Origin of the sequence: Pseudoduganella albidiflava (genome assembly GCF_004322755.1) — a bacterium.
GTDB classification, from domain to species: Bacteria; Pseudomonadota; Gammaproteobacteria; order Burkholderiales; family Burkholderiaceae_D; genus Rugamonas; species Rugamonas albidiflava.
This window is the reverse complement of sequence record NZ_CP036401.1, coordinates 2,702,233-2,719,740: the sequence shown is the minus strand read 5'-3', so window position 1 is coordinate 2,719,740 and position 17,508 is coordinate 2,702,233. Positions and strand designations below refer to the sequence as shown.

General features: G+C 66.8%; 16 protein-coding genes. 6 read left to right on the top strand and 10 right to left on the bottom strand.

What is annotated here, in order from left to right:
• Positions 1 to 3: 3 nt before the first annotated feature.
• Genes EYF70_RS11410 through EYF70_RS11400 form a run of 3 tightly spaced genes read left to right on the top strand, consistent with a single transcriptional unit; the run spans position 4 to position 1,960 of the window.
• The gene (locus EYF70_RS11410) at positions 4 to 438 is read left to right on the top strand and encodes a cupredoxin domain-containing protein (RefSeq protein ID WP_131145510.1); all 435 of its coding nucleotides are present in this window, start codon (positions 4 to 6) and stop codon (positions 436 to 438) included.
• Positions 439 to 462: 24 nt separating this feature from the next.
• On the top strand, positions 463 to 1,221 hold the full coding sequence (locus EYF70_RS11405) for an ABC transporter permease (protein ID WP_131145509.1): 759 nt from the start codon (positions 463 to 465) through the stop codon (positions 1,219 to 1,221).
• Positions 1,211 to 1,960, top strand: a complete 750-nt coding sequence (locus tag EYF70_RS11400; protein WP_131145508.1) for an ABC transporter ATP-binding protein — start codon at positions 1,211 to 1,213, stop codon at positions 1,958 to 1,960. The genes EYF70_RS11405 and EYF70_RS11400 overlap by 11 nt, the downstream gene beginning before the upstream one ends.
• A gap of 152 nt (positions 1,961 to 2,112) precedes the next feature.
• On the opposite strand, the gene EYF70_RS11395 is transcribed toward EYF70_RS11400, so the two are convergent.
• The 3 genes from EYF70_RS11395 to EYF70_RS11385 all read right to left on the bottom strand — a co-directional run bounded on the left by EYF70_RS11395 (position 2,113) and on the right by EYF70_RS11385 (position 5,610).
• Positions 2,113 to 4,080: a beta strand repeat-containing protein gene (locus EYF70_RS11395; protein WP_229420817.1), complete on the bottom strand. Its 1,968-nt coding sequence runs from the start codon at positions 4,078 to 4,080 to the stop codon at positions 2,113 to 2,115.
• Positions 4,081 to 4,159: 79 nt separating this feature from the next.
• The gene (locus tag EYF70_RS11390) at positions 4,160 to 4,618 is read right to left on the bottom strand and encodes a DUF1801 domain-containing protein (RefSeq protein WP_131145507.1); all 459 of its coding nucleotides are present in this window, start codon (positions 4,616 to 4,618) and stop codon (positions 4,160 to 4,162) included.
• Between the two features lie 62 nt (positions 4,619 to 4,680).
• Positions 4,681 to 5,610 (bottom strand): LysR family transcriptional regulator, encoded by a 930-nt coding sequence (locus EYF70_RS11385; RefSeq protein WP_131145506.1) that lies wholly within the window; start codon positions 5,608 to 5,610, stop codon positions 4,681 to 4,683.
• 111 nt (positions 5,611 to 5,721) lie between these two features.
• Here EYF70_RS11385 and EYF70_RS11380 point away from each other — a divergent pair, with 111 nt between their 5' ends.
• On the top strand, positions 5,722 to 6,465 hold the full coding sequence (locus tag EYF70_RS11380; RefSeq protein ID WP_131145505.1) for an SDR family oxidoreductase: 744 nt from the start codon (positions 5,722 to 5,724) through the stop codon (positions 6,463 to 6,465).
• A 41-nt stretch (positions 6,466 to 6,506) separates the two neighbouring features.
• On the opposite strand, the gene EYF70_RS11375 is transcribed toward EYF70_RS11380, so the two are convergent.
• The 5 genes from EYF70_RS11375 to EYF70_RS11355 all read right to left on the bottom strand — a co-directional run bounded on the left by EYF70_RS11375 (position 6,507) and on the right by EYF70_RS11355 (position 13,432).
• The gene (locus tag EYF70_RS11375) at positions 6,507 to 8,093 is read right to left on the bottom strand and encodes a chemotaxis protein CheW (protein ID WP_229420816.1); all 1,587 of its coding nucleotides are present in this window, start codon (positions 8,091 to 8,093) and stop codon (positions 6,507 to 6,509) included.
• Positions 8,094 to 8,109: 16 nt separating this feature from the next.
• A complete protein-coding gene (locus EYF70_RS11370) occupies positions 8,110 to 9,822 on the bottom strand; it encodes a methyl-accepting chemotaxis protein (RefSeq protein WP_131145504.1) in 1,713 nt (570 codons plus the stop codon).
• A gap of 473 nt (positions 9,823 to 10,295) precedes the next feature.
• The gene (locus EYF70_RS11365; RefSeq protein ID WP_131145503.1) at positions 10,296 to 12,659 is read right to left on the bottom strand and encodes a glycoside hydrolase family 2 protein; all 2,364 of its coding nucleotides are present in this window, start codon (positions 12,657 to 12,659) and stop codon (positions 10,296 to 10,298) included.
• Positions 12,660 to 12,744: 85 nt separating this feature from the next.
• On the bottom strand, positions 12,745 to 12,927 hold the full coding sequence (locus tag EYF70_RS11360; protein WP_131145502.1) for a hypothetical protein: 183 nt from the start codon (positions 12,925 to 12,927) through the stop codon (positions 12,745 to 12,747).
• Between the two features lie 13 nt (positions 12,928 to 12,940).
• Positions 12,941 to 13,432: a YciI family protein gene (locus EYF70_RS11355; protein ID WP_165497626.1), complete on the bottom strand. Its 492-nt coding sequence runs from the start codon at positions 13,430 to 13,432 to the stop codon at positions 12,941 to 12,943.
• Positions 13,433 to 13,548: 116 nt separating this feature from the next.
• Here EYF70_RS11355 and EYF70_RS11350 point away from each other — a divergent pair, with 116 nt between their 5' ends.
• On the top strand, positions 13,549 to 14,562 hold the full coding sequence (locus EYF70_RS11350; RefSeq protein ID WP_218943769.1) for a family 43 glycosylhydrolase: 1,014 nt from the start codon (positions 13,549 to 13,551) through the stop codon (positions 14,560 to 14,562).
• An 89-nt stretch (positions 14,563 to 14,651) separates the two neighbouring features.
• On the top strand, positions 14,652 to 15,401 hold the full coding sequence (locus EYF70_RS11345; protein ID WP_131145500.1) for an SDR family NAD(P)-dependent oxidoreductase: 750 nt from the start codon (positions 14,652 to 14,654) through the stop codon (positions 15,399 to 15,401).
• 87 nt (positions 15,402 to 15,488) lie between these two features.
• On the opposite strand, the gene EYF70_RS11340 is transcribed toward EYF70_RS11345, so the two are convergent.
• Both EYF70_RS11340 and EYF70_RS11335 read right to left on the bottom strand, forming a co-directional pair.
• Positions 15,489 to 16,358, bottom strand: a complete 870-nt coding sequence (locus tag EYF70_RS11340; RefSeq protein ID WP_131145499.1) for a TolB-like translocation protein — start codon at positions 16,356 to 16,358, stop codon at positions 15,489 to 15,491.
• A 184-nt stretch (positions 16,359 to 16,542) separates the two neighbouring features.
• On the bottom strand, positions 16,543 to 17,472 hold the full coding sequence (locus tag EYF70_RS11335; protein ID WP_131145498.1) for a LysR substrate-binding domain-containing protein: 930 nt from the start codon (positions 17,470 to 17,472) through the stop codon (positions 16,543 to 16,545).
• Between the last annotated feature and the right edge of the window lie 36 nt (positions 17,473 to 17,508).

Genomic DNA, 17,508 nt, shown 5'->3' with positions numbered 1-17,508 from the left:
GGCATGCGACTCTTGCGGCCTCTCTGGCTGGCGTTCGCCGTCGCTGCCGCGATCTCGGCATGGAGCGCGTTCGCGCCCCTGCCGGACGAGAGCAGGGACGAGCTGTTCGAGATTCCAAAGGGGACCTGGGCTCGCCGCATGGCTGGTGACAAGGTGGACATCCTGCCCGACACGATCACCCTCACTGTCGGCGTGAAGGATGTACTCCTTCTGCGCAACGCCGACACGGTGCCGCAGATCTTCGGGCCCGTGCTGATCATGCCCGGGCAGGATTTCCGCCTGCCGTTCGACACGGTGTCGGTCAATGAATTCAATTGCTCCGCCCACAGCAGCGGATCGATGAAGGTCATCGTCGAGCCCCATCCGGCGGCGGGCATCGCACGCCTGAAGTGGCGCGTGCGCCGGGCGAGCCGGGTCTTGCCGGCGTCATTTCATTAATTCGCGTTAGGGAAGTACTTGCACGTGGAAAAACTCAATCGAATCTGGCCCCCTGTCCTGTTATTGGTCGTCCTGGTCGCGCTCTGGCACTACACCGTCACCTTGACCCAGTCGGTTATTTTCCCGACCCCCGGTCAAGTGCTGGACGGGACCATCGAGCTGGCGGCCGATGGCACCTTGTGGAAGCATATCGGCGCATCGCTGCAGCGGGTCGCCACCGGCTTCCTGCTGGCCGCCGCGGTAGCGATCCCGATCGGCCTGTGGATGGGCCGGGTGCACGCGGTGTACAACACCCTGAACCCGGTATTCCAGATCCTGCGGCCGATATCGCCGATCGCCTGGATCCCCCTGGCCATCCTGTGGTTCGGCGTGGGCGACATGGGTCCGGTATTCCTGATTTTCCTGGCGTCGGTGTTCCCGATGATCGTGCAGACGGCAAACGGCGTTCACACCATCGAGAAGCGCTACATCCACGCCGGCATGAATTTCGGCGTTTCACGCTCCAAGCTGTTTCGCCAGGTGGTGGTTCCGGCCGTGCTGCCCGATATCGTCGTCGGCATGCGCGTCAGCCTGGGTGTGGCATGGCTGGTGGTGGTCGCGGCCGAAATGATCGTCCGCAGCTCCGGCCTCGGCTTCATGATCATCGACGCGCGCAATGCGGGCAATCGCTATGACCTGGTGATTGCAGCCATGGCCATCATCGGCATCATCGGCCTGTTGCTGGACATGATGATGCGGCGCCTGGAAGGACTGGACTCGGTAAGGTGGCGCTATGGACACTAAAATCAGCATCGACAATATCAGGAAGAGCTTCTCGCGCAATGGCCAGCGGCTCGATGTGGTGGACGGCCTGACGCTGGAAGTCAGGGACGGTGAATTCGTCGCCATCGTCGGGCCATCGGGCTGCGGCAAGTCGACCATCATGAAGATGATCTCCGGCTTCGAGCAGCCGGACACCGGCGCCGTGCGCGTCGACGGCCAGGTGGCGAAGGGGCCGAGCCCGAAAGGCATCGTGATCTCGCAGAGCGGCTCGGTGTTCCCCTGGCTGACCGTACGGGAAAACCTGATGTTCGGGCTGAATCAGGGCACCGCGGCGGAAAAGCACCGTCTGGCCGATCACTACGCCGAGATGGTGGGACTGAAAGGATTCGAACATGCCTATCCGCGCGAGCTGTCCGGCGGCATGCTCAAGCGGGTGGAGATCGCCAGGGCTCTGGTGGTGAAGCCCGAAATCCTGTACATGGACGAACCGTTCTCGGCCCTGGACGCGTTGATGAACTTGCGCATACGCGATGAGCTGCTGCGCATCTTGCAGGAGGAACGCCACACCGTCATCCTGATCACCCACGATGTCGAAGAAGCCCTGTACCTGGCCGACCGCATCATGGTGCTTTCACCCCGCCCGGCAAAGATCCAGCGCTCCTTCGCCATCGACGCCGCGCATCCCCGCAAGCTGTCCGAGCCGCGCTTCCAGGAAATGAAGGACGCCATCCTGGCAGAACTGGGCCTGACCCTTCGGTAGAGCTGCGACATGGCGCAGTATATGGAGCAGTACATGGAGCAGTATGCACCGGTGCTGTCCGACACCCGCATGCCAGCGCGCCCGGCAGTATTGGACGCCGCCTCCTGGCCGCTGTATCGGCACGGAAGCGGCTATTCGAACCCGCGCCTGCCTCAGGCGGCAGCCTTCTTTCGCCGCCCCGCCGCCGCCAGGATGCCAAGGCCGGCAAACAGCATCGCCACGCTGGCCGGTTCCGGCACGGCGCTCACGTTCGTATAGGTGCCGTCGAAGCTGTAGGTAACGGCCAGGCTGTCGATCGTGGTGACGCCCATCAACTGCGCGAAGGCGGCATTGCCCGCGTAGTCGCCCAGGAAGCGCAGCGTGTAGCCGGCGCCGTCGTGGGTCAGCGCCAGGGTTTCGCCGGCGGCGACCGCGCCCAGGCCCTGGAACGTCAGCACGGTATCGCCCAGCACGATGGCCGAGCTGTCGGCCAGCGCCAGGCTGGCGAATGCCTGCGACGCGGCGCTGGCCAGGTCCAGCGTACCGCCGCCCAGCACCAGTGCGCTGCCGGCCGCCACCACGTCGGCGCCCTCCAGCGCCAGCGTGCCACTGCGCAGTTCCACGGTCGTGAAACCGGTGATCGCACCGGCGTATCCGAAGGTGTTGCCGGCACCGGCGTCGACTACCAGCGTATCGGTGCCGCCGCCGCCATCCACGCTGCCCAACACGATGGCATTGCCGCCGCTGATCACCAGCGTGTCGTTGCCGGCGCCGAAGGCGATCGCCCGGCCGCTGCTGCCGCCATCGATCGTGCCGGCATTGGTGATGGTCGCGTTGTCGCTGTTGGTGCGGATCGCCGCGCTGGCCGCGCCGCCGCCGCGGATGGTGGCGCCGGCACGGTTGTCGATGGCCACGGTGTAGCCGCTGGCCGCACCCGTGACGGCGATGGCCGAGTCGCCCTGGCCGCGGATCATGCCGCCGGCAGCGTTGACGATCGTCGCGTTGCCGTACAGGCCTTCGCGCGTGCCGGCCAGCGGGCCGTTCGTGATGTCGTTGCCGGCCAGCGTGATGCCGCGGCCCACGGCACCGGTATTGCCGGCGGCGACCAGTCCTTCGATCGTGCCGCTATTGAAGATCGTGCCGCCGCCGGCCGAGATGCCTTCGCTGAAGGCCAGGCCGCCCGCTTCCACCGCGTTCAGCGAGCGGATCACGCCGCTGTTGGTGATGTGGACCAGGCCATCGACATCGACGCCGTCGCCGTCGCCCGTCACGCCGTTCCCGGAAATCAGGCCGCCGTTGACGATCGTGACCAGCTGCCTGCCGTTGAAGCCATCGACATTGATGCCGGAGCCGTCGTTGCCGCGCACGATGCCGCCGGCCAAATTGGTCAGATCCAGCGTCGAAGCGGTGTTGGCGTTCTTTTGCTCGAAGGTGATGCCATGGCGGCCGGCGTCGACCAGGCCGGTGGCGGCATTGGTGACGCGGATGCCGCTGCGGTCCTGGCCGTCGATGCCGTCGCTGCTGGCACCCACCGCCGTCACGGAACGGATCGTGCCGGCGTTGAACAGCACGCCGCCTTCGCCCGGGCGCACCGCATCGGCTTCGCTGGCCAGCAGCAGGCCGCCGGCGAAGTTGTTGATCGTGTTCGCGCCGGTGACGGCATTGAAGTCGACCGCCTGGGCGCCGCCCGCGGAGGCGTTCAGCGACACCATCGATCCATGGTTGTTCAGGATGACGCTCGACGCTGCGCCGTTCATCTGGATCACGTCCGCGTCGGCGGTGCGGATCAGCGCCGCCGCATTCGTGACGCTGCCGTTGTTGATGACGAATTCGGTGACGGCGCCGCTGGCGCGGATCGCGCGGCCACTGCCCGTCTGGGCGATCGTGCCCAGGTTGTTCACCGTGGCCTTGTCGCCGGTCACCGCCACCGCCACCGCCGATCCGCCCACTGTCAGCGCGCCGCCGGCGGCCACCGTCCCGGTATCGCCCTTGCCGAGGTTTTGCGCGGTCGTGCTGGTGCCGGTGATGGTGAACGATGCGGCATGGGCCAGCGCCGGGTTGGCCAGTGCGACCGCCAGCACCAGTGCGTTGAAAGGCAGGCCGGTGCGGCGGCACAGGAACGGGGAACGTGGCAGGGACATCGATGGACTCCGGGAGAAAAGATAGTTGTCAAAGTTAAACTACTTTGATGACAACCGTGTGACCCCGCAGTCCTCGCTGCTACGGCATCCTGCCCGGCAATGCGGCCGCCTGGCGGATCCAGTCCGCCAGCGCCTCCTCGTCGAGGAAATCGTCCTCATGGATGTGGAAGTAGCGCGTGTCGTCGCCCTTGCTGGCCACCGGCGGCGGCGGCTGGAGCGAGGCGCCCTGGAAGAATGCGACCTTGATGTAGCGGTTGAAGCAATGCAGCCCGAGGAACCAGCCCGTGTCGCCGGCGCCATACAGCGGCGAGTTCCATTTCACCGCCTTGCGCACACCCGGCACGGTGCGTTCGATCAGCGCGTCGAGCCGCTTGCCGGCCGCGCTTTTCCAGCCCGGCATGGCGGCGATATAGGCTTGTACTGGTTCGTCGCCGTCGCCCTTGGCGATCTGCGGATTGCCGCCCGAAAGCAGCACGGGTGGCGTGGCGCCCGCGCCGGATTGCGGCGGAAGGCTGGCGCGGGAATGTCTGGTGGCCATGGCATGCTCCCCGAATGCGATCACGCGAGCATAACGCAGGGTGCCGCCCCTGGTCCAGCCGGTCATGGCGCCTCGAAGCGCTGCCGGTAGCCGCTCTCGCCGAAGCGCGCGACGATGAAATCGATGAACAGCCGAGTCTTCGCCGGCAGCAGCTTGCGGCTCGAATAATAGATCGACAGCGGCCGGCTGCCGGCATGCCATCCCGGCAGTACGCGCACCAGCTCCCCGCTGTCGAGCAGTGGCAGCGCGTGCGGCAACGGCAGCAGCGCGATGCCCATGCCGCTGGCGGCGGCGCGCGCCATCGCTTCCGGATCGTTCATCACGGCCACCGGGCGCACGGCCGCGAACACTTCCTCGCCCGCCGCATTGCTCAGCACCCACGGCAGCACCCGGCCCGACTCCAGCGAACGGCGCACGACGCCGCCGTGCCGCGTCAGGTCGCCAGGTTCGGCGGGCGCGGGATGGTCGCGCAGGTACGACGGCGCGGCCGCCAGCACGATGCGCACGCGGGCCAGTTCGCGCGCGACCACGCCCTCGGACAGTTCGATGCCGCCGCCGATCGCCACGTCGAAACCGTCGGCCACCAGGTCGGCCTGGCGATTGTCGAAGTGAATGTCCGGCACCACGGCGGGATAACGCCGCACGAATTGCTCGACGAGGGGCAGGATGTAGAGGCGCCCCATCGTATGGGCCAGCGCGACCTTCAGCGAGCCGGCAGGTTGTCCGGCGCCCTGGCGCAATTCGGTAAGGGCATCGCCGATATCGCGCCATGGCCGGCTCACCTGGCCGTACAGCCGCTCGCCGTCGGTGGTCAGCGCCAGGCTGCGCGTGCTGCGCTGGAACAGCCGCACGCCGAGCCGCGCCTCAAGCCGCGCCACGCTCTTGCTGACCGCCGCCGGGGTGATCCCCATGCGCCGCGCGGCGGCCGAAAAGCTGTGCTCATCGGCAGCGGCGAGGAAGGCATCGAGATAGCTGCTCAGTTCAGTGTCCATGCGGTCATTTTATACCGCAGGTTGAAACTGAACCCGCCATTCATGCGCTACCGCGATGGTCTCGCCGTGGCCATACTGTGTTCATCCCATTCACTTCCAAAGGAACACATCATGACCACGATCCTCGACGGCAAAGTCGCCTTCATCAACGGCGGTTCGCGCGGCATCGGTGCCGCCACGGCACGCCGGCTGGCCCGCGACGGCGCCACGGTCGCCATCGGCTACGCCGCATCGGCGGCGGCGGCCGAAGCACTGGTGACGGAAATCGCGGCGGCCGGCGGCACCGCGCTGGCGATCCGCGCCGACGCGGCCGATGCCGCCTCGCTGAAAGGCGCGATCGATGCGGTGGCCGACCGCTTCGGCCGCATCGACATCCTCGTCAACAATGCCGGCGTGCTCCGTCTCGGCGACGTGGCACAGTTCTCCCTGGAAGATTTCGACCAGACCGTGGCCGTCAATGTGCGCAGCGTTTTCGTCGCGTCGCAGGCGGCGCTGGCGCACATGGGCGAAGGTGGCCGCATCATCAACGTCAGCAGCACCAATGCGCTGCGCATGCCGTTCGCCGGCGGCGCGGTATATGCGATGAGCAAGTCGGCGCTGACCGGCCTGGCGAAAGGCATGGCGCGCGACCTGGGGCCGCGCGGCATCACCGTCAACAATGTCCAACCGGGCCCGGTCGATACCGACATGAATCCCGCCAATGCCGAATTCGGTGCGGTGATGCATGGGCTGATGGCGCTGCCGCGGCATGGTCATCCCGATGAAGTGGCAGGGATGATCGCCTACCTGGCCAGTCCGGAAGCGGCATTCGTTACCGGCGCCGACCTGCTGATCGACGGCGGCTTCGCGGCCTGAGCGCCGATGAGCTGGCGGCGGGCGATGCGGCCCGCCCTGCCTTACTGTGCCAGCACGCGCTCCAGCGTGGCGAAGAAGGCGTCCCGCTCGAACAGCGTCTTGACGGAACCGTCCGGCAATTCGAGCACTTCGCTGACGTCGGCGCGCATGTCGGCCATGCCTCCGGCGCGCAGCATCTTCGGCGACGGCCGCCGCGCGCTGGCCGGCAGGTGCACGATGCTGTCGACCCGGTCGACGATCACGCCATAGCGCTCGGTGCCCCGTTCCAGCACGAGGATGCGGCACTCCGCGGTATCGTCCAGCGGCGGCATGCCGTACAGCCGGCGCAGGTCGATCACGGAAATCACCTGGTGGCGCAGGTGCAGCATCCCGTGCACGCAATCCGGCGCGCCGGGCGGCCGCGTCATGCCGGGCGCATACGGGATCAGCTCGCGCACCTGGCCGATGTCGGCCGCCCACGGGCTGCCCAGTGCGAACGCGAGGTAGACCTGCTTGCGCGCCGCGGCGGCACCGGCGTTCTTCGCTGCCTGCGCCTCGCCTGCTGCCTCATCGCCATAAATGCGCCGGTGGCCGGCGCAGACTTCGGCCAGTTCCGTATCGCCCAGCACATGCGCGTGGTCGAGGAACAGCGTGTCCGGGCCATCGGCGCGCGGCAGGCAGCCGCGGAACATCGCGCCGCGCCGCGTGCCCAGCAGCGGGATCGGCAGCACGTCGCTGTCGAAGTAGTGGATGATGGTGTCGACCGAATCGACCACGAAGCCCAGCAGTTCCTCGCCGATGCGGGCGATCAGGATACGGCGCGCCGTGTCGTGCGCCTGCGTGGGCACGCCGCCGACCAGCGCGGCGAAGTCCACGATGCCGACGGCGCGGCCGCGGAAGTTGATCCAGCCCTTGCACAGCGGCCCGGCCATCACGGACGTGCGCAGCTCGGGCACGGCGATGATTTCCTGCACGGCCGTCATCGCGAACGCGAACGACGTGCCGCCTGCGGAAAAGCACAGGCACTTGCGCGCCTCGGCATGGCGCAGGAAGCGCGCACGCTCGGCGGCCCGCGCGGCGGCCGACATCGACCGCACCTGCGGCACGTTATCGATGCGCACTAGCGCCTCGGGCACCAGCACCTGCAGCAGGCGCTCGCCGTCGGCCAGCAGGATCGTGCCGCCGATCACGGATGAGCGCCCGCCGCCATAGCTCACGGTACTGCGCTGCTCGGGGCGCACGCGCAGCACCTCGCCGGTGGCGTCGAACACCAGGCCGACCAGCACTTCCTCGTGGTCGAGGATGGCGATCTTCTGTGCCGCACTGGCCGGCGGCGCCGACGGATCGAAGATGCGCGCCAGGTTGACGATCGGGATCGCCGTGCCGCGCAGCGTGAAGATGCCTTCCAGGCAATCCGGCGACAGCGGCATGCGCGTCACCCGCTCCGGGTAGCCGACCACTTCGCGGATCGCCAGTGCCGGGAGCGCGAACTCGGCGCCGCCCAGGTGGAAGGAGCCGAACAGTTCCAGCCCCGCCGCGTCGACCAGCGCCCGTGCGGCGGCCGCGCGCGCGGCGGCCATCGCCTCGGCGGCGGCGTGCACCTCCGGCGCCGGGGGCACGCCGGCCGCGGTCATCTGAAGCGTATGCATGGTTGCGCCGCGCCGCTCAGACGGTGAAGCCGGAAACCGTCTGGTTCAGTTCCGAGGCCGTGCGGTTCAGCTCTTCGGTCTGCACGGCGATGCTGTCGCACGATCCGGCCGACTTTTCCGATTCCTCGGAGATGTGGGCGATCGCCACCGCCACCTCGCGGGCCGACAGCGACTGTTCGTTGACCGACGCCGAGATGTCGCCGATCGCCACCGACGTGCGCTCCACGCCGGTGGCGATACGGTCGAACGCATCGCTGGCCTGGCGCGAGATCTCGCTGCCCTGCGCCACGCGCTTGACCGATTCCGTGATCAGCTTGGAGATTTCCTTGGTCGCCTGCGACGAGCGTTCGGCCAGCTTGCGCACTTCGTCGGCCACCACCGAGAAGCCCAGGCCATGCTCGCCGGCGCGCGCCGCCTCGATCGCCGCGTTGAAGGCCAGCATATTGGTCTGGCTGGCGATCTCGCCAATCACCTTGACGATCTCGCTGATGTCTTCCGACGACTGGTTGATCAGCGCCATCGCCTCGATCGAGCGGGCCACGGCCTTGGCGCCCGTCTCGGCGGCTTCCTTCGTGCTTTGCGCCAGCGTGTTGGCTTCGTCGGCGCCGCGCGCGATGGTGGCGATCGACGCGGTCAGGCCGTCAACCGACGCATTCATTTCCTCGACGGTGGCGCCCAGCGCCTGGGCGCCGCCCGCCACCACGTTCGAGCGCTCGGCGATGGTGCCTGCCGATACCGACAGGCGCGCCACTTCGGACACCACGTGCGCGATCACGCCGCGCAGGTCGGCAATCATCTTGCCGACGCCGGCGCCCAGCTGGTCGACCGGCTCGCTGCCGTTCATCTCGAGCGTGCCGGTCAGGTCGCCGTGCGCGGCGCGTTCCACCTGGGCCAGCAGCAGCGCCACCTTGCGGCGGTCGGCCTCGTTGCGGCGCACGACTTCCTCTTCCAGCGCCACCTGGGCAGTGATGTCGGTGGCGAACTTGACCACCTTGACGGGCTTGCCGTCCAGGCCGAAGATCGGGTTGTAGGTGGCCTGGATCCAGATCACCCGGCCATCCGCGCCGACCCGCTTGTAGCGGCCGGCATCGAACTCGCCGCGGTTGAGCTTTTGCCAGAACTTGCGGTATTCCAGGCTGGCCGCGTAGTCGTCCTCGCAGAACACCCGGTGGTGTTCGCCCTTGACGTCGGAGAGTTCGTAGCCGGTGACGGCCAGGAAGTTCGCGTTGGCGTCCAGCAGGATGCCGTTCATGTCGAACTCGACGACCGCCTGGGCCTTGTCGATGGCGCTCACCAGGCCCGCGTGCTCGTTGGCGCGCACCTTGTGGGCCGTGATATCGCAGGCGAACTTGATCACCTTGCACGGCTTGCCATCCTCGTCGAGGATCGGGTTGTACGATGCTTCGATCCACACATCGCGGCCGCCCTTGCCGATGCGGCGATACTGCGCACGCTCGAATTCGCCGCGGCGCAGCCTCGCCCAGAATGCCTCGTACTCGGGCGAGCGCACGTAGTCGGGGTCGCAGAACATCGAATGGTGCCGGCCCACCACGTCGTCCAGCGTGTAGCCTAGCGTGGCCAGGAAGTTCTCGTTGGCGTGGATGATGGTGCCGTCGAGCTGGAATTCGATGATGGCCTGTACCCGGTCCACGGCGCTGCTGATGTCCCGCGCGTCGGCGCGGAGATCGGATTTGACGGCAGTGCGGGCGGGGGCGGCGGCGATGTTCATGGCGGGTCCTGGTATCGATGAGGTGGATCCGCCTGGCGGCGAACCGGCGCGACACGCTTGCAGGTCGCACCCCATTATTACGCCGCTATTGCCGCAGGTAAAGTTTTTCCCAGGTGAAGTTTTAACAATGTGTCGCGTTGATGTTACATTCCAGTCATTGCTGACCGGCGGTATGGCACGATACTCACCAATACTCACGGTTTCCCGCCGAACCGCGCGGATACTTGGCAATACGTACCGTTACTCGACAATGCGGACCGATACTCGGCAATATCAGCAGTGCAGGACTCCCCTCATGCCGCTAAGTTAACGGTATCCCGACACATTGGAAGTGCATGCATTCACCCCAACAGCGAAGTGCTGGGGTCAGACCCGTCGGGTCTGACCCCGGAATTTGCACGTGGGGTAGGCTTATCTGAGCACCATCGAAGCGTACCCTGAATTTGCACTTGGGTATGCTTCCACCCAAAACCTTACTTCGGCGCGAGCGAGCCCTGCAGCTTGCCAGCAGCGGCACCCAGCGTGCCGTTCGGCTGGCGCACCTTCACCAGCACGCTGGCGATGCCCGCCTCGGTGCTTGCCTGCGGACTGTGGATCACTTCATAGCCCGGGTCGGCCGTGAATGTCACCGCCTCGCCGGAACGCGGCACGGTGGTACCGTTGGCGTCGACCAGGCGGGCGCGCGCGAACACCAGGTCGCCCACGGCGGGCGGCACGCCCATGTCGTCCAGCGCCAAGTCCAGCTTCACCGCGTCACCCGGCGTGCGCACCTTGTGCTCGGCCACTACCTTTCCGCCCGTGTAGGCCACGGCCACCAGCTCGCCCGGCTGGAAGCCGCCGGTATCGAATTCCACCGGCGGATGCTTCAGCCTTGGGTGCGTGGACGACGGCGCCGCCTTCTTGCGGGCCACGACCTTGCCGTTCAGGCGCAGTTCCACTTCCTCGGCGTTCGTGAACACGCGCACGCGCGGCGACGATTCCGGCGTCCAGTAACTGGCGATGAACACCATCGGGCCGCCGCCCCACTGCGCATTCGCCTGTTCCGGGCTGCGCTGCGAGCGGAAGAATTCGGCCGCGAACTTCGGCAGGCGGTCGATGCTCATCACGCCGGAAGCTTCCAGGTCGGGCGCATAGCCGCGCGCGTAGTCGAACATCACCCAGTAGCCATCGGCGAAGGCCGGCGTGGTGAAGTTGTCGTCATGCGCCTCGGCCACGTTGGCGGCCTGCTGCAGCAGGTGCTTCTCGCCTTGCGACAGCAGCTGGCGGCTGGACCGGTCGGCCGGTTTCAGGTCGCTCCAGGCACCCTGGTTGAAGCCCGCGTTCATCGCATAGTATTCCCAGTCGCCGTACTCGGAAACGATCAGGGGTTTCTTCGGCAGCGGGTGCTTGTCGCCGATCCTGTGCTGGCGCGCCTGCATGTAGATGTCGTAGGAGCGCGGCAGCCAGCCCACCGAGAAGGCCTGGTCGCCCGGATACTCGGTGTGCACCGTCTTGTGCAGCGTGTCGACGAACGCGTCCGGCATGTCCGTCTCGTTCAGCGAGCATTCCCAGGCCAGCACGCTGGCGTGGTTGCGGTTACGGCGGATCATGTCTTCGCAGGTCTTGATGACCTGCCGGCTGAAGGCCGGATCCTTGTTGAAGTACTGCCAGCCCGGCACGCCCGGGATCACCAGCAGGCCCAGTTCATCGGCCGCGGCCATGAAGGCCGGGGACTGCGGATAGTGCGACAGGCGGATGTAGTCGAAGCCGTATTTCTTCACCAGCAGCGCGTCGCGGTATTCGGCCTGCGGCGACAGCGCGTAGCCAACGTGCGGATATTCCTGGTGGCGGTTCACGCCGCGCAGCTGCAGCGGTTCGCCGTTCAGCACCAGCTTGTGCTGGTTGTCGAACGACAGGCGGCGGATGCCGATGCGGGTCTGCACGCTGTCGCCGGCGCCTTCGCCCACGACCGCGGTGTCCAGCACATGCAGGTTCGGCGCCTGCGGCGACCACAACTGCGGCTGCGCGACGTCGAGCGGCATCGTCACGTGGCGGCGTTCGCCCGCCTTCAGCGTGACCTGCTGCTCGGCGCGGGCGACTTCCCTGCCCTGCCATGCCAGCGTATTGCGCACGGTGACGGTACGCGCCACCTTCGCGGTATTGGCTACTTCGGTTTTCACCTGCACCGTGGCCTTCTCCTTGCCGGCCTGCGGGAATGTGACGAACACGCCGCCGCCGGCCGGCGTGGCGGCCAGCATCTCATCGGTGATGTGCACCGCCGGCTTGGTGATCAGGCTCACGCCGCGGTACATGCCGCCGTGCTGGATGTAGTCCAGGTCCTTCAGCGGCTTCGGGCCGGTGATAGCGTTATCTTTGTTGTTCGCGCGAACCACGACTTCGTTCTTGCCGCCCGCCTTCAGCAGCCCGGTCACGTCGAACGCGAACGGCAAGTAGCCGCCCAGGTGCTGGCCCAGGTGCTTGCCGTTCAGCCAGACATCGGCCACGTTCATCACCGCCTCGAAGCGCAGGATGGCCCGCTCGCCCGGCTTCAGCGCGGCGTCGAAGGTCTTCCTGTAGAACACGGTGCCCTGCCATGGCGCGGTCGGCACGCGCGGCTCGATGTGCGCCGCGTGCGGCAGGTCGACCGTGCTCCAGGCGCCGGCCGGCACCTTGTCGGCGGTGATGGCCTGCTTGCCGTCGACACGGTGGAACTGCCAGGCTTCATTCAGGCTGGCCGTCGCGGCCTGCGCGGCGCCGGCCAGCGCCAGCGTGGAGAACAGGGTGGAGAACAATGCGGGGGCCAGCGCGGTGCGCGCCAGGCCGCGCGGGGCGGAATGCAAAGTGCGAAATGGCTTCATTCGTCTCGGAGTATGGTTGATGGGGCCGATCCAAGTCGGCGCGTGATTGTACGCGATGCAACCTTCCTCCACTGCCGGAGCCAATCTACTTGTCGCGCTTTTCCCATTCCTTCGACTCGGTGGCGGCTTTCTCCTTGCAGGCCTTGCGGTCGTTCCAGTCGACCAGCTTGTCGCAGGAGCGGCCGTCGTCGTGCGGCAGGTATTTGCAGCCGGCCAGGCCGAGCGCGAGGACGGCGAGGAAGATGGCTTGATAGCGGGCTCTGATCACTACGGTGGTCTCCTTATTTCTTGCGGATGCGGTGGTGGATATCGTTCACGGCCATCAGCGCGGCCGTGGAAAAGAACTTGTGGTACTCGGCCACCATCTCGCCCTGGACGATGACGGGATCGGTGGCTACCAGCGCCTTGGCTTCATCGATGTCGGCGGTGGCGAACACGAACATGCCGCGCAGGCCGTTCACACCGTCCAGCGGACCCGCCACAACGAGCTTCTTCTCCTTCGCCAGCCGCTCCATGTTGGCGAAGTGGCCGGCGAACATGCGGTCCCGTTCCGCGCCTTTCGGCACCGGCGTCGTACCGGTTTTCAGCAGCACCAGCACATAGGGGCGCATGCCCTGCTCGCTGCCGCCGAGCGATTGCGCCAGCGCCGCGTCATAGGCCGGCGGCGCCGCTGGCGTGACTTGCGCCTGCGCGGACAGGTGCAGCAGGGCCGCGGCAATCAGCGGCGGTGCCAGCAGCGTGGACAGTCTGGGCAGCCTTGGCAGTCTGGACATCGCGCACCTCCGCAAACAATAATCAACATGTTGACACAACCACAAAATCAGCGCAATCCGGGCCGCGCGCCGCGCTACCATCACGCATCCGAACCGCGCCACCCACTGGAGACCCGATGCCCCGCCCGATGTCCTGCCTGCCCGCCTTGCTGCTCGCGCTCGCCGCTTCCGCTACCGCCGCCACCGCCAATGCCGGCCAGCCGATCGCGCAACGCTTCAATGCCGATCCGTCGCCGCACTATTTCACGACGCAAGACGGCACGACGCAAGGCGGTGGCAAGTTCTATTTGTACGCCACCGACGACGCGAGCAACTCCGGTAACTACTGGGATTCGACGACGTGGCGCCTGTACACGTCGCCGGACATGCAGACGTGGACGGATGCCGGCATCCCGCTCGACGTAAAGGTCTTCAAGTGGGCGCGGCCGGATGCCAAGGCCTGGGCGCCGGAAGCGGTGCAGCGCAATGGCAGGTTCTACTTCTACGCGCCGGTGGGCGGCGACACGATCGGCGTGGCAGTCTCGAACCGCCCCGACGGCGGCTTCGCGGATGCCCGCGGCACGCCGCTGGTCGACAAGGCACGCGACACCAATGCCGGCGACGAGCCGATCGACCCGGCCGTGTTCATCGACAAGGACGGACAGGCCTACCTGTACTTCGGCACCCGCGTGCCGAAAGTCGTGAAACTGAAGGCCGACATGGTCACGCTGGACGGCCCGATCCTCGATGTGGCGATCGTCGGCTTGCCTCCCCTGGACAAGACCGAGAAGCCGGACAAGGCCAACAAGACGGGCAGGAAAGCCTATGGCGAAGCGCCGTTCCTGCATGAGCGCAACGGCACGTACTACTTCACGTTCTCCACCGGCTGGCCGGGCCAGATCGTGTACGCCACCGGCACCTCGCCGCTGGGACCCTTCACCTACCGCGGCGTGGTGCTCGACTTCCTGAAGATCTCGACGAATCACCAGGCCATCCTCGAGCATGCCGGTAAAAGCTGGCTGTTCTACCACGACAGCCTGCTGCCGGGCGGCGGCAGCCACCGGCGCTCGATCGCCATCGCGCCGCTGGAGTACGGGGTGGATGGGAGCATCCGGCAGGTGCCGCTGGCGGCAGGGGCAGCCGTGAAATAGATTCGCCCTCCCCTGAGTTTTCCTCGTTTGTCGTGATCACCGCCGTCGGCGACGATGGCGGCACGACATCAACAAACCGGAGACTCAACATGTTACTGAAAGATCGCGTGGCAATCGTGACCGGCGGCGCCGGCATCAATGGCCTGGGCTTTGCGACGGCGCGCATGCTGGCGGCGCATGGCGCCAGCGTGGTCATCACCGACCTGGCGGGCGCCAATCCGGCCGGTGCGGCGGCCGAGCTGGGCCCGCAGCACCTCGGCCTGGTGGCGGACGTGACGAACAAGGAACAATGCGAGGCGGCGGCGCAGGCCGTGCTGGAGCGCTATGGCCGCATCGACGTGCTGTTCGCCAACGCCGGCATCACGCAGCCCCGCAAGACGCTGGACATCAGCGCCGACGATTACAACGCGGTGCTCGACGTGAGCCTGCGCGGCACGCTGCTGATGGCGCAGGCCGTGCTCCCGGCCATGCAGAAGCAGGAAAGCGGCAGCATCATTTGCACCTCCTCCGTCTCCGCGCAGCGCGGCGGCGGCATCCTGGGTGGACCGCACTACTCGGCCGCCAAGGCCGGCGTGCTGGGCCTGATGCGGGCAATGGCGCGCGAATTCGGCCCGAGCGGCATCCGCGTCAATGCCATCACGCCGGGCCTGATCGCCACGGACATCATCAAGGGCAAGCTGACGGAGGAACGCAAGGGCGAGATCGCAAACGACATCCCGCTGGCGCGGCTGGGCAGGGCCGACGACATCGCCGGCGCGGTGGTGTTCCTGGCCAGCGACCTGTCGGCCTACTGCACGGGCGTCACGCTCGATGTCAATGGCGGGATGCTGATCCACTGAGCGGCGGCGGGCGCCGTGAAGCGCCCTGGCCGCTCGCGCAGGACCGGTGGCGGCTCATGCGGTGGTGCTGGCGATAACTAACGATAACTAACGATAATCCGCCGCGTCGAATGGATACGCATACACGTTCTCAATGAACCGGCCATTCTCGCGCCGTTGCCGGGCCAGGTACAAGGTGTGGCCGTGCACGAACGGCGTGAATTCGGCGTCGGCGGGATCGGCGGAATTAATCGGGGCCTTGAGCCGGCGCGGCGCGCCCCACTGGCCATTCTCGCGGAAGCTGATGAACAGGTCGGGCTGATCATCCGCTGTCGCCGCCGAAAAGTAGATCAGGTAGCTTTCGTCGGGCGCCACGTACGGGTTCGACTCGCGCGCCTGCGTGTTGATCGGCAGGCCGAGGTTGCGCGGTACGCCGTAGCGGCCGTCACGCAGTTCGGACACCCACAGGTCGGAGTCCATGCCCGGCGCGCTTTTCATGAAATAGATGCTGCCATTCGCGGCGATCGCGGCGGACGATTCCGATTCGTCCGTGTTGATGTCGTGGCCCAGGTGGCGCACCGGCCCCCATCCCGCCGCGCTGCGTTCGACAGCATAAATATCGAAGCCTTTGCGTGCCGGCTTGTCCGGCACCGGGCGGTTCGACTGGAAGATCAGGGTCTTGCCGTCGGGGCTGAACATGGGATCGATGTCCTTCCAGCCAGGCGTGCCCGAAAACGGCGCCACCGACGGTGCCTGCCAGGCGCCGTTCACCTTGCGCGTCTCCATGATCACCAAGCGCTCGCGGCCGCCCCCGGACGCCACCCAGAGGGCATGCGCGCCGTCCGGCGCCAGCGTCAACCCGAATGCGCCATCGTCGGAGACGACACCGGGAAGGAATTTCGCCGGATCGGCAACGGCAACGGGCGCGGCGAATACGGCCGAGCAGGACAACAGGATCACGCCGACGATCATCTTCATAAATTTCCCTCCAGTCGCAATGCCGTTAAGTCAAGCCCACCCCAACCCCAAATTCGGGGGTCAGACCCAGCGGGTCTGACCCCAGTTCCCTGCTGTTGGGGTGAATTCATGCGCTTTCAATGCGTGCCAGGCCCGAGGAAGCAACGCCACAGGCCTGCGCCCGAAGCACAAAGCTCGTCCTGCCCTACGGCTTGGCGCCATCCGTGACGAATCCCCGGATCCAGTCCGCCACCGTCCGCACCGCCTGCAAGCCCTCGCGGCTCTTCGGCACGGCCAGGTAATGCCCGGTGGCCTCGATGGCCAGCTCGCCGAACGGGCACACCAGCCGCCCCTCCTTCAGGTAATCCTGCACCAGCACCGTGCTCTCGATACACATGCCCAGGCCATTCTCGGCCGCGCTCAGCGTCATGAACGCGCGGTCCAGCCGCAGGCCCCGCACCGGGTGCCGGCACTCGGGCGCGAAACGGGCGATCCATTCATCCCACGACGCCAGCGACACATCGTTCTGGATCAGGTAAAAATTCTCGATATCGGCCGCCGGCAGCGGCAGGGTCCAGCCGTCGACCAGCTTCGGGCTGCACACGGGCAGGTAGCGCTCACGCTGCGAGATCGGCTCCACGTGCACGCCGGCCGAGGCGGTGGGCCTGCCATACAGCACGGCCACGTCCACCCCGCTGCTGGAAAAGTCGGGCGGCTGGTGCACGGCCCACAGCCGCACGTCGATGTCCGGATGGGCGCGCAGGAAGGCCGGCAGTTGCGGCATCACCCAGATCGCCGCGAAGCTGGGCGCGCACTGGATGGTCACGACCTGCTGCTTGCTGCCGCGGTCGAGGATCGTGCGCAGCTCGTCGTCGATGTCGCCGAACGAGCGGCGGATCACGTCATACAGCCGGGCGCCCTCCTCGGTCGGCACCACGCCGCGCCGCGCGCGCTCGAACAGCAGCGTGCCGAGCGCCTCTTCCAGTGTCTGGATCGAGTGGCTGACGGCCGATGCCGTGATCGACAGTTCCTGCGCCGCGGCGGCGAAGGAACGGTGCATGTAGGCGGCCTCGAAAGCCTGCAAGCCCTTCAGGGATGCCTTGCGCAGCGCGCGGTATCGTTGAACTGGTTTCATCTATCGCCAAGAATTACTCGCTATACGGTCCGTCTT